The organism is Marinobacterium nitratireducens, assembly GCF_014645375.1.
Taxonomy (GTDB): Bacteria; Pseudomonadota; Gammaproteobacteria; order Pseudomonadales; family Balneatricaceae; genus Marinobacterium_A; species Marinobacterium_A nitratireducens.
Genome location: NZ_BMLT01000001.1, coordinates 67,000 through 79,331, shown reverse-complemented (window position 1 = coordinate 79,331; position 12,332 = coordinate 67,000). Strand labels below are relative to the sequence as shown.

At 64.8% G+C, this 12,332-nt stretch carries 10 protein-coding genes; 2 read left to right on the top strand and 8 right to left on the bottom strand.

Annotated features, from left to right (window positions below; translation table 11 throughout):
* Window positions 1-208: 208 nt before the first annotated feature.
* Window positions 209-1,357, bottom strand: coding sequence for a porin (locus tag IEX85_RS00345; protein ID WP_188857259.1), 1,149 nt, complete (start codon window positions 1,355-1,357; stop codon window positions 209-211).
* A 285-nt stretch (window positions 1,358-1,642) separates the two neighbouring features.
* On the opposite strand from IEX85_RS00345, the gene IEX85_RS00340 reads away from it, so the two are divergent.
* Window positions 1,643-2,104 (top strand): hypothetical protein, encoded by a 462-nt coding sequence (locus IEX85_RS00340; RefSeq protein WP_188857257.1) that lies wholly within the window; start codon window positions 1,643-1,645, stop codon window positions 2,102-2,104.
* Window positions 2,105-2,120: 16 nt separating this feature from the next.
* On the opposite strand, the gene IEX85_RS00335 is transcribed toward IEX85_RS00340, so the two are convergent.
* Both IEX85_RS00335 and IEX85_RS00330 read right to left on the bottom strand, forming a co-directional pair.
* Window positions 2,121-3,932 (bottom strand): methyl-accepting chemotaxis protein, encoded by a 1,812-nt coding sequence (locus IEX85_RS00335; protein ID WP_229721723.1) that lies wholly within the window; start codon window positions 3,930-3,932, stop codon window positions 2,121-2,123.
* Window positions 3,933-4,091: 159 nt separating this feature from the next.
* Window positions 4,092-4,805 (bottom strand): M48 family metallopeptidase, encoded by a 714-nt coding sequence (locus IEX85_RS00330; RefSeq protein WP_188857256.1) that lies wholly within the window; start codon window positions 4,803-4,805, stop codon window positions 4,092-4,094.
* A 78-nt stretch (window positions 4,806-4,883) separates the two neighbouring features.
* On the opposite strand from IEX85_RS00330, the gene IEX85_RS00325 reads away from it, so the two are divergent.
* Complete coding sequence (locus tag IEX85_RS00325) at window positions 4,884-5,492, top strand: uracil-DNA glycosylase family protein (protein ID WP_188857254.1); 609 nt, start codon at window positions 4,884-4,886, stop codon at window positions 5,490-5,492.
* A 189-nt stretch (window positions 5,493-5,681) separates the two neighbouring features.
* Here IEX85_RS00325 and IEX85_RS00320 read toward each other — a convergent pair whose 3' ends face one another.
* The 5 genes from IEX85_RS00320 to IEX85_RS00300 all read right to left on the bottom strand — a co-directional run bounded on the left by IEX85_RS00320 (window position 5,682) and on the right by IEX85_RS00300 (window position 12,279).
* Window positions 5,682-7,655 carry a transglutaminase TgpA family protein gene (locus tag IEX85_RS00320; protein ID WP_188857253.1) on the bottom strand — a complete coding sequence of 658 codons (1,974 nt, stop codon included), beginning with the start codon at window positions 7,653-7,655 and terminating at the stop codon, window positions 5,682-5,684.
* The gene (locus IEX85_RS00315) at window positions 7,656-8,651 is read right to left on the bottom strand and encodes a DUF58 domain-containing protein (protein WP_229721722.1); all 996 of its coding nucleotides are present in this window, start codon (window positions 8,649-8,651) and stop codon (window positions 7,656-7,658) included.
* A gap of 3 nt (window positions 8,652-8,654) precedes the next feature.
* Window positions 8,655-9,614, bottom strand: coding sequence for an AAA family ATPase (locus IEX85_RS00310; RefSeq protein ID WP_229721721.1), 960 nt, complete (start codon window positions 9,612-9,614; stop codon window positions 8,655-8,657).
* Window positions 9,615-9,727: 113 nt separating this feature from the next.
* Window positions 9,728-10,021 carry a DUF6482 family protein gene (locus IEX85_RS00305; RefSeq protein WP_188857251.1) on the bottom strand — a complete coding sequence of 98 codons (294 nt, stop codon included), beginning with the start codon at window positions 10,019-10,021 and terminating at the stop codon, window positions 9,728-9,730.
* 92 nt (window positions 10,022-10,113) lie between these two features.
* A complete protein-coding gene (locus IEX85_RS00300) occupies window positions 10,114-12,279 on the bottom strand; it encodes a putative bifunctional diguanylate cyclase/phosphodiesterase (protein WP_188857250.1) in 2,166 nt (721 codons plus the stop codon).
* Window positions 12,280-12,332: the final 53 nt, after the last annotated feature.

Sequence of the window (12,332 nt, the reverse complement as noted above, 5' to 3'; positions counted from 1 at the left end):
CGCGCAAGGTAAACCTTAAGACATTGTAATCAATGACTTTTCGCTCCGGTTGCGTCAGCCGCTCCCGGTGTTCCTAGAGCGAACTACTACTTTGGTACCGGTCAGGATCACCCCCAGGGCGGGCGCACGAACGCGGCCGCGGCTACCGGCGAAGGGGGAAAGCCGGAACCCGCAGCCGCGTCTTGGGCAATCACAACGGCACAGATCTTTACCAGGTCAGTACCGCGCCCACGGCGATGGTATCGGTCTCTTCGAATTTGGCGCCGTCCAGCGTCACTTCGGTGCGGTTGAGTTCCGCGACCAGCTTGAGATTGTCGTTCAGGTCGTGAAACCAGGCCAGGGCGGTGTTGTCGTATTCCGCGTCGGCGCCGACCAGAGGGTCGTCGCTGCTTTCGTTCTCACCATAGGACAGAACGAACCGGTTGGCACCGATGGTGTAGGAGGCCTGGGTCAGATAACCCGATACCTGATTGTCCTCGGAGGTCACCAGGTTGGTCAGGCCCGCTACCGTGCCGAGACCTTCGCCGTCGAAGCCCGACAGCGTCAGGGACAATCCGCCAAGGCGCAGGTTGGCGCCGCCCGCAACGCCGCTGGAATCGACTTCGCTGGTGTCGGTTTCCGAGCTCTGGTACAGGCCTCCGACCCAGGTCTTGAAGGAGCCACCCTCGAAACTCCGTCCCCAGCTGAGTTCGGCCTCGAAGCGCGGCATGTCCTCGGACGAGCCGGCGTCGCTCTTGTTCGGATCCATGATACCGGCGGCGAGCTGGAACCCGGCGCGCTCCGGGGTGCGGTAGCTGATCTGCGCCACCGGGAAGGGGTACAGGTAACCGGCGCCGATATTGCCGAACGAGACGTTGCCGCCATCGATCAGGCCAAGGGTATCGGATACCTGGCCATGCCCGAGCAGCAGCTCGTCGGAAAGGATATTGGTACGCCCGAAGAGCGCGAAGTCCTTGCCGATCAGCACCTGACCGAAACTGCCATCGACGGTACCGTAGAACTGTCGCACGTCGATACCGCTGCGGGTACCGAGGCCTTCGGCGCCGCGCACGACGTCGTTGTCATTGATCGTGACCCAGAACGATGAGCGCGCCCCGAGGGTCAGTTCGCCCGCTTCCTTGCCGGCGTCGAAGGCGATCCAGTTGGGCAGGAAGCCCATGCGCACACGGGCCTGGTCGCGGTCGCCGTTGGGGCCGCCGTCGACACTGCTCTGGGTGTAGAAGGCGTTGATCAGACCGTCGGTACTGAAGGTGGTCCCATCCTGATCGTAAAGCTGAATTTTGGCGGCGGCAGGAACGGCGGTCAGGGCCGAAAGCGCGAAAGGCAGCGCGGTGCAAAGCAGTTTCTTGTTCTTCATCGGGTTCCCCGGGTCGGTTTGTTGTTATGTGCAGCGCCATTATCGGCAGCCACCCGAAACCGGCGAATCGGCTCTTGGCCCTGAATATTCGAGCCATAGGTCCTGGCCGACGGGGCCTGCCTGAACGTCGGTGAACAGACCCGGCCCCGTCGCAGAACCAAAGTCTCTCACCACCCCACCGGCCATTGGTGGTGGTTTTTCACGCAGCTGCAACAATCCTTGCGGCGCCGACTGGTCTATGCTGTGAGCACAGAAATGTCAGCATCTGAAGAAAGGAACACTGAGATGAAGAAAATGCTGTTGCGCGCCCTGGGCCTGGGTACGGCCCTGATGCTTGCCGCGGGTTCGGCAGGCGCCTCGGAAACCGCCAGCCGCCTGATTGAAGAGGCCCGCCAGCAGTGCGCCTCGCTGGATGGCGGCGAACTGGGCTATCAGCCGTCCACCGTCAGGCTGATCGATCTGAACGGTGACGGGGTCGACGACGAAATCATCGACGAGAGCACCTACAGCTGCACCAGCTCGAAAACGCTGTTCTGCGGCACGGGCGGTTGCGGCCTCAAGGTCATCGTCGGCGACAGGATCCTGGAGCGGCTGGTCAAGCAGTGGCAGACACTGGAGTGGGATGGCGACCGCATGCTGCTGCTGCAGCTGCACGGCGCCGAATGCGGCGGCAGCGGACTGGAACGCTGCTACGAGGCGGTGTCCTGGGGCGACGGCGATTTCCGCAGCGTACGACCATCGCGCTGAGTGTTCTGGCCGGCCCTCAGCCGGCCTCGTCGAGCAGGTGCTGCGGTTCGAATCCCATGATCAGGGAACCCCAGCGCCGGCCGTCCACCAGGATCGGAATCGACAGATCGTTCAGCACCTCGCCGGTATCGCGAACGAAGGTCTGCAGCAGAAACGGCGCTTCATGGGTGGCCCGCCGCTGTTCGGCACGGGTGGCGAAGAATATCCTGCGGTGACGACTTTGCGTATTGTCGATGGCGGTATCGCCGCAGGGCGGATGTGAAACCTTGCGGTGGTGTGCCGGGGCATATCCGTTGCGGTCGACGCCGATGGCGTAGATGAACGCCGGCTGCTCGCGCACAAAGCCGTCGAACAGCGGTTGCATTCGCTGTTCGTAGGCGTCGGCGTAGCTGACATCGAACTTCGCCGGCTCCCGCCCCGGATTGGCGCGCCGGTAATGAACGTCGAAAATATCCAGCCCCTGAGCCTTCAGCTCTTCCAGCGCCCGGGTTGTCGCCTCGGCCCAGCGCCGCCCTGTCTGGATCATGGTCTCGAACCCGCCGGAACCAATGATAAACCGTGACAGCAGCTCCTGACTTTTCTCGGTGCTCAGTTCAAGCTGCTCCGCCGTCGCGTCCGAGTCGATCATCTCCTGCTGGATATGCCCGGCGATCTCGCTGATCTGGGTGACGTGACCGTGGGAATTCTTGTTGGTATGCGCCAGTTCGTCGATCGCTGCGCCTATACCCGAGAGCTGGCTGCCGACCTGCTCGAAGTCCTGCACCATGCGCTGGAACTGGCCGCTGGTGGCATCGATGAAGCGGTCGGTATCGACGACGTAGCCAAGGATATCCCGGGCACTCTGGTGGGTATCGGCCACCAGCGAGGCCATTTCGCCGACGTTGGTGTCGATTTCGACGGTAGCCTGCGTGACCTTGCGCGACAGATTGCGCACCTCGTCCGCCACCACGGCGAAGCCCCGCCCGGCTTCGCCGGCACGGGCGGCCTCGATCGAGGCATTCAGCGCCAGCAGATTGGTCTGGTCGGAGAAGTCCTTCACCATCGCCAGTATCTGGGTAATGTTGCCCGAATTCCGGCTCAGCTGTTCGACCGTGCCCTGGAACTCGGTCACGCGCCGGTGAATGGCCTTGACCTGTTCGCGCACGCGCAGGAGCTCCTCGCTGGAGTCCCGCACCTCCTGCAGGTTGTCCCTGTTCTGCTCGTTGATGCGCAGGGTGCTGCCGGCGATTTCGTCCAGCGCCAGGGTGGCCTCCTGACTCGACTGGAACACCAGCTGCGCCTGGGCTTCCTGTTCGGTCACCGAGCGGTGCGCCTTGTCGAGCGCCCGCTTCAGCTGCGTCGAGCACATGGCGACCCGCACGCTGCTGCGGCGGGTTTCGGCGATCATGCGCCGCAGACTGGCAGCGAAATCGTTGTAGCGGGCCGCCATCTCGGATATTTCGTCGTAGGTATATGACGGCAACGTCGCCGAAATATCCCCGTCCCGGTCGCCTATGGCGCTGAGCACGTCGGTCATGGTCCGCACCGGGCGCAGGAAGAGGTGCCGCATGAACCCGATGCTGAATACAGAGGCCGCCAGCGCGAACAGCACCAGCGCACCGGCAACCCGGCTCGCGTCATCGATCAGGGCCGCGACGGCGTCCCGGCTGGCCGCCGGCACGGCCCCGGAAGCCAGGATGCCGTCGAGCTCGACGGCGTAGTGCCATCCTGCGGCGCACAGCATCAGCGAGGGCAGCAGCAAGAACACCACGTTACCGACGATCTTGCGGGTGAGGCTATGGAAGAAGATCTGCTCGATACGGGTATAGAGGGCGGGAAAGAAACTCATCGGTGCTCTCGGTTATTCTTATCATCATACAGCCGGCCCGCCCCGTCGTACGGGGCAAGCGTCACTGGCGCTCGTCGTCCATCGCGGACGAGCGAAAATTGAAGCACATTCGCCCCGCCGATCCCATAGTCCCTTTCTACGACCAAGGTCGCATTCGGGCTACCACTCGAGCCAGCAGCCGCGCTCGCGCAGGTAGTCCTGCCACTGGCGATGCTCTGGACAGTGGCGGCCGACCAGCTGCCAGAACCGCGGCGAGTGGTCGAAGTGGCGCAGATGACAGAGTTCGTGAATCAGCACATAGTCCGCGGCCTGCGGCTCGGCGAGGATCAGACGCCAGTTGAGGGCGATACCGCCGCGGTTGTCGCAGCTGCCCCAGCGACGCCGGAAGCCGCGCACCGAAACGCCGGTGGGAACAAGTCCGGTTTCCCTCGACAACTGCTGTAACCGTTCGGGCAGCACTTCGCGGGCCCTGGCCTGCAGCCAGTCGCGCACCAGTTCGTCGGCGACCTGCTCTGCGCTCCTGCGAATCCGCTGAGACAGCCTCACCTCGAGCCGATCGTCGATTACCCTGCAGGTGCTGCTGTTGCCGGCACAGAGCCGAAGCCTCAGCTCGCGCCCGCGATAGGGCACAAGACCTCCGTCCCGCACCTCGGGCCGGTGCAGCTCGCGCTGCAGCAGCACCCGGCTGAGGCGCGTGGCAATCCAGTCCCGGCGCTCGTGCACGAAAGCCGCTATCCAGTCGTTACCGACCCAGTGCGGCACCCGGACTTCAACCCTATCGTTCTTGATCAGGATGGCGGCGGTGCGACGCCGGCGGCTGCGCACGACCCGGTAGTCGAACGGCAGCGGCGCTTCGTGCTGTGATGATGACATGGGACTTCAGAACACCTAAGCTGCAGGAATAGGGGAACCTGCGAATCAGTTCCGAAGCTTATAGGGATTCTTCACGCAATGCATGCATCCGGCTGCGCGCGACTGGTACGGGACATCCGCGCCTGTCGTCACTGCCAGGGGCTGCCCGAAGGTGTAAAGCCCATCATTCAGGCCGATGCCGGCGCCCGTCTGCTGATCATCGGCCAGGCCCCCGGCGCCCGTGCCGATGCCGCCGGACGACCTTTCGACGACCCCAGCGGCGACCGTTTGCGCCACTGGCTGGCAATGGACAGAGCGACTTTCTACAACCCGGGGCGGGTGGCGATCATGCCGATGGGGTTTTGCTTTCCCGGCCGCGGCGCCAGCGGCGACCTGCCGCCAAGGCCCGAGTGCGCGCCGCTCTGGCATGCACGCCTTCTGGCCGAGCTGCCCGGGATCCGGCTGACACTGCTGATCGGCCAGTACGCCCAGCGCGCCTATTCGCCGCGACCGTTCACCCGCCTCACCGACTGCGTCGCCCACTGGCGCGAACTGCCGGAAGATTACCTGCCCCTGCCCCACCCATCGCCGCGAAATCAGCTGTGGCTCAAACGCAATCCCTGGTTCGAAGCCGAGCTGCTGCCGGAACTGAAACAACGGGTCGCCCGCGCCCTCGCCGACGTTTCGAATAACCCCAGGCTGGAATGAGCCTGCGACTTCGATCAACGGCCCGGGCATCGACGGAAGTGCGAATGACCGCCCGCCATATCGATTCGCCCACGGAGTGGGCTCCTGCGTAACTTGCCTAACCGCACCATCTGTAGGGGCTCGCTCTGCGAGCGAACAACCGCCATGCTGACCAGGTCCTCTGCGATCTCCACCAACCCGTCACCGGGATCATAACCGCCGCATACAGGCGCGGATCGCTTCGCGGTAGGCCCGGCGTACGGCGTTGTCGTCGTGGCCGGCATAACGCAGCTGGTCGTAGTGGCGCGCCACGGCAAGAATCAGCGGCTCCAGTTCCGGCCGCGCTTCGGCGACGCGGGCCGCGTACAGTCCCACCGGCTCGCCGTTGCGGCGCCCAAGCCCCTGGGCGCCGAGACGCTGAGACAGTCGCAACAGCGCGCTGTCGACCTTGTCGAGGGTTTTCGGCCGGCGCTGACGCAGCAGCGACAGCGCCACCCAGCCCAACACCAGCCCGAACGGCAGCGCCAGTGCCAGCGCCAGCTTCCACAGGCTGAGCTCGCCGAACAGCCGCTGCAGCAGCGCATCCTGGCGCAGATGGAAGCTGAGCACCCAGCGGTGCCAGCTGTAGTTGATCGCCTCGACCCGCAGCCGCAGCTGGTTGAGCCAGTTGATACGGCCAAAACGCACCGGCGACAGGGGCGTGTCGGAAAGAAAACCGGGCTCGTCGGCCAGCAGCTGATCGGCGGTCTGCTCGACACGCTGCGGCGCCACGGCAGCGGTGGGATCGACACGCACCCAGCCGCGTCCGGCATACCAGACCTCGACCCAGGCATGGGCTTCGTACTGTCGGATCAGCAGGTAGGACTCGTAGGGGTTCCATTCGCCGCCCTGGTAGCCGCCGACGATCCGGGCCGGCACGCCGGCGGCGCGCAGCAGGAACGCCAGGGCGCTGGCGTAATGGCCGCAGAAGCCACGCCGGGTTTCGAACAGGAAATCGTCGATGCCGTCCGCGCCAAGACGCGGCGGCGACAGCGTATAGACAAAGTCGCGGTTGAACAGCGCCAGGGTGCGTGTCACCAGCGAATCGACCGAGGCGTCCTCGTCGCGCCAGCGCTGCGCCAGCTCCCGGGCCCTCGGGTTGCCGCTCGCCGGCAACTGCAGGTAGCGCGATTGCGCCGACTCGCTGAGCGCCTGCGGCAGGGCATCGAGCGGCCGTGAGACCAGGGCGAATTCGGCGCGCTGGCGAAGCCGCGACGGCGCCCGCAGAGTCCAGTTGGGCGCCATGCGCAGGGGCCAGCTGGCCGAGACCGGATAGTCGAGGGCATACACCCAGGGCTGGCCGCTGGGCTCGATGATCATCTGATAGCGCAGCAAGGGCCCGCTCGGCAGATCGCTGAGTTCGGGGGGCGTTCGGCGGTCCGACTCCGCCTGCCAGCGCCGGCCGTCAAAGTAGTCATAGGTCAGTCCGCGCCAGTAGCGCTGAGCCGGCGGCGGCACCCTGCCACTGGTGAACTCGACCCGAAAGGCCACCGCGCTGGAGCCGGTAAGCTGGCTGACATCACCCGGCGACAGGGTATCGGACAGGCCGGTCACCGACTCCTCCTGCATCATCGGCGCGTACCACAGCGGGCCGATGCGGGGCACGATCAGGAACAGCACCAGCATCAACGGCAGCGCCGGCAACAGCAGCCGCAGCGCCGCGCGCAGCGGGCGACGGAAATCGGGATGGCGCTCGCTCTGGTAAACAGCATTGAGCGCGGCGGTGATCAGCAGCAACGCCAGCAGAACGTAGAGCGCGTGCAGCAGCGTCTGCCCGAACAGCAGCTCGGTCGCCGCCAGAAAGTAGGCGACGTAAATCAGCACCAGCGCATCGCGGCGCTTGTAGATCTCCAGCAGTTTGAGCGCGAAGCCCGCCACCAGCAACGCCACCGCAAGCTCCGGCCCGTTACCGCGGCCGATGGACGCCACGGCGCCGATGCCCGCGGTAATCGCCATCAGGAACTTGACGCTCCAGTGCGGAAAGGAGGTGCGTCCCAGATGCACCAGCAGGCGCCAGCCGATGGCTCCGAGCGTCATCAGCGGCAGCCACCATGGCAGACGCAGACTGTGGGGGATCATCACCACCACCACCATCAGCAGCTGCCACACCAGTGCCGGACGGGTAAGCTGGTAGACGCCTTTCATCTAGCGACTTCCCTTGCCGTACAGCGCCAGCGCCCGCAGCACCTCCTGCCGGTGGCGTTCACCGCGCCCCGGGGGGATCTCGACGCCGGGCAGGCGCAGGCCATACTCGACGCGCTCGCGCGCCAGTCGGAGAGTCCAGTAACAGAGCCGCGACAGCCGGCTTTCGCTGTCGAGCTCGGGCCAGAGATCGAAGTCCAGCCACAGCTGCCGGTCGGCCTGGTCACCGAACTGCTTGGCGTGCAGCCCCTGCCCCGCCGCCAGCTGCTTCCAGGCGATATGGCGCGGCGACATACCACGCTGGTAGGCCTCGAGACCGAGAAAGTCCTCGCTGCCACGCCCATCCAGCAGGGCGCCGCTGCCATCGCTGCCGCTACCGGCGGGCAAGCTGTCGCCGGGCAAGGGCCTCGGCCAGGCCAGCGCCCGCAGATCGGTCTCCAGCCAGGTCCAGGCGCGCAGCAACCCCAGCGGATACAGGGTTTCGACCAGCAAGGGCCCCGGACGCCACCAGCCGCGCTGCGGCGCGCGGGCATAGAGCCGGACGCGGCGTTCACTGTCGCCGATCAAATCGCAGCTGACCGGCGCCTGGTCGACCCAGGACAGCTGGATCGCCTCGTAGTCACGGTGACTGCCAGCGCGCAGCAGCAGTTCGAACTCGGCCTGCTCCCCGACCAGGCAGGGACGCGCGCCCAGCGCCGTGATACTGAGTCCGGCAAGATTGCTGTACGTATGCAGAATCGAGATCACGAACAGCGACAGCAGCAGAAAGCTGGCGCCGTAGACCAGGTTGTTTTCATAGTTCACGCCCAGCAGCAGAATGATCAGCGAGGTGACCAGGAACCAGAAGCCGGCACGGGTCGGCAGGATGTAGATTCGATTCTGCGTCAGCGTCAGGCTGTGCACCGGGCCATGGCGACGCAGCGCCCAGGCACGCATGAAAGCGGCAAATCGGCTGTGCGACTGGCGAATCACCCCGCTCCGGCCTCCCTGGCGGCCCATGGATCAGCCGACCACATCCACCTGTTCCAGCATCTGCCGGATCAGCGCCTCGCTGCCGTGGCCGCCCACCTGCTCGGCGGCCCGCAGGCGATGGCCGATCACCGGCTCCAGCAGCGCCTGGATGTCCTCCGGCACGACGTATTCACGCCCCTGCATATAGGCCCAGGTACGGGCGCACTGCAGCAACGCCAGACTGCCCCGGGGCGACACGCCATAGGCGAATTCCGGCGCCTCGCGGCTGTATTGCACCAGCCGCTGCAGGTAGTCGATCAGGCTGTCGGAGACCCGCACCTGGCGGCATGACTCGCGGATCGACGCCAGGTCCTCGAGGTCGATGCAGACCGGCAGCGGCTCGCGCTGGCGCCGGTAGCGTCCTTCGCTGAGCAGCTGCCGTTCGGCCACAGGGTCGGGATAGCCAAGCTCGATACGCATCAAAAAGCGGTCGAGCTGTGACTCGGGCAGCGGGAAGGTGCCGAACTGCGTGATCGGGTTCTGCGTCGCGATGACGAAAAACGGCTCGGGCAAGGGGTGCGTCACGCCGTCGAGAGTGACCTGCCGCTCCTCCATCGCTTCGAGCAGTGCGCTCTGGGTCTTGGGCGTGGTGCGGTTGATCTCGTCGGCCAGCAGCAACTGGGTGAAGACGGGGCCCGGATGAAAACGAAACGCCGACGCCTGCTGATCGAAGATCGATACCCCGATAATGTCGGCAGGCAGCATGTCACTGGTGAACTGCACGCGCTGAAAGCTCAGCCCTAGCACCTGCGCCAGGGCATGGGCCAGCGTGGTCTTGCCCATACCGGGCAAGTCCTCGATCAGCAGGTGGCCCTGGGAGAACAGGCAGGTCAGCGCCATCCTCACCTGGGTATCCTTGCCCAGTACCAGCGTGCTGACGCTGGCGACAGCGCGTTCGATCTTGTCCTGCATTGCCGTTCCCTGTTGCCTGTCGGCCGGTGTCGCCAGCATGCCACAGCCCTCCCTCATACGCTATTGCTGCCATCAGGCAGTCCCTGGCACGCCATGCGGCCGACAAAAAAAGCACCCGTTCGGCAGCGCTGCCGAACGGGTGCCCGGATCGATCAGAACTTGAGCGGAATGGACTCGCGGTGATAATCCATCACGGCGCCGGAACAGGCTTCGTCGTGCGGTACCACCTGTACCAGATTGGCGCTGTGAATACCGGCCTTGTGACAGAGATCGTAGGCCTGTGTCACATTGGTGCAGGTCAGCACCTCGCCGTGACTGTCGCGAATCAATTCCTTGCCCTCGTCGAACTCGACCTCCACCACCATGGGGCCGCAACCGGATTCGATGAAATTGACGGTTCTGAGCCGGTGACTGGACGCCAGCTGTTTGAACTCGGAAATCTGCATGAGCTGTCTCCCGTTCCTGTTCGGCTCTGCTACACCCGGAACGGGTGAAGCAGACCCCTGCAGGCGCGAACGCCTGTACCCTGAATTATAGTTCAGGCCGTCACGGCGCCCGAAAACGGGCGCTCGACGATCTGCGGGCGACCGAAAAGATAGCCCTGACCACAGCGACAGCCGAACGCCAGAAGCCACTGACGCTGAGCATCCGACTCCACGCCCTCGGCGACGACGTCCAGATGCAGCTTGGCAGCCATCGCCACCACCGCCTGAATGATCTGCCTGTCTCCCTCGTCGACTTCCAGGTCGCGTACGAAGCAGCGGTCGATCTTCAGGGTATCGACCGGCAACTGCTTGAGCAGCGCCAGCGACGAGTAGCCGGTACCGAAGTCGTCGATGGATATACGCAGCCCGATGCGTTGCAGTTCATCGAGAATTGCCGCCGTCGACTCGAGATTGTCCATCAGGCTGGTTTCGGTGATTTCCAGCTCCAGCAGCCCTGGCGGTGCCCCGGTCTGTGCCAGTATGCGTTCGACTTCCTGCAGAAAACGCTTGTCGCGAAACTGCTGCGGACTGATGTTCACCGCGACCGGCACCCGCTCGCAGCCCTCTGCCACCGCTGCGGCCAGCATTTCGCAAACCGTCTCCAGCACCCGGTAGCCCAGCGCTACGATCAGGCCGGACTGTTCCGCCGCCGGAATGAACTCCGACGGCGCCAGCCAGCCATGGCGGGGATGGTGCCAGCGGATCAGGGCTTCGTAAGCCACCGTTCTCTGCTGCGACAGCTCGACGATCGGCTGGTAGGCAAGCACCAGTTCGCGCCTGCCGAGCGCCGCGCGCAACTCCTCTTCGAGCTGCATCAGGCGCGAGGCCTCCTGCTGCATTGCCGGGTCGAAGAAGGCAATACAGTTCTTGCCGCGGCGCTTGGACGCGTAAAGCGCAAGGTCCGCGTTACGCGACAGCTGACTGGCGCTGTCGCCATCGACCGGTGCGACGGTGATACCGATCGAGGTACTGATCACCAGTTCCCGATTGTGCAGCTGCACCGGCTGACGAATGGCGTTGATCAGTTTTTCCGCCAGCCGAAGCAGATCATCGCTGCTGCCGCTGCCCTGCAGCACCACCGCGAACTCGTCGCCCCCCAGGCGCGCGACGATATCGTTCGCCCTCACCTGGCCCCGCAGGCGACGGGCCACCGCGATCAGCAGCTGATCCCCGACCTCGTGCCCCATCGAGTCGTTGATGCGTTTGAAATCATCGAGATCGAGATAAAGCAGCGCCAGCGGCTCGCCCGAGCGCGCCTGTTCCCGCAGCGACTGTTCCAGCTCCTCCTGCAGCAGACGACGATTCACCAGCCCTGTGAGGAAGTCGTGATACGCCAGCCGGTGCAGCTCCTGGGTGCGGGAGTCCACCAGCATGCGCAGCCTTTGCGGCTCGCGCAGCACGTAATGCACCAGCCAGGCGATCAACAGCCCAACCGCGAAGCTCATCAGTACGCCGAGACGAAATCCCGCCGTGCCGTCTTCACTGTCCCGACCCATGCGCAGAATCCAGCGGCCGTTGGGCACCGGCACATCGAGCGACTGGACGGTATCGGGCCTGTCCTGCCGACCGCCCGCCGCCACCAGATGATCCACCGCCTTGCCGTCCGGACGCAGCAGTTCATAGAAGTATCCGTTTGCGGCCAGCGCCCCGAGATCGGTTACTGACAGCAGCCGCTCAAGATCGATAACCGCTGACACGAATCCCCAGAAGACCTCGCCACCATCGCCGGTACGCAGGAACACGGGGTTGTACCCGACCACACCGATCCCGCCCTGAACCAGCTCCAGCGGACCGTTGAGCGTCAGCACGGCATCACGCCGGGCGCGCAGTGCCGGACCCGAGGCCAGAGGGTGTTTGAAAAGGTGAAGGCCGATCGCGGCTTCGTTGCCCGCCAGCGGATAAATCCGGCGGATGACACCGGACGGCACCAGCTGCAGACTCGACACCGCCGGAAAATCCCTGAGGATTTCCTCGGCGCGGCGGGGAAAGTCCCGGGGTTCGCCACCATAACGACGGACTTCATGCGCCATCATCTGCGTCGACAGCAGGGTCTCGTTGAGCAGACGCTCGATGGCGGTGGCCTGGGTATTGATAACGTCGCGCAGCAGCGCTTCCTGCTCTTTGACGAGCAGTCTGTGATTGAGATGGCTCCAGTAGGTGCCAAGCAGCAGCACCAGGAAGAAAACCGTAACCGAAATCAGCGACGTCTTGCGCAACATTAGGGCAACCTGGTCTCCGGTTGCGTCCGGACCGCCCTGCGGGCAGTCCAGCT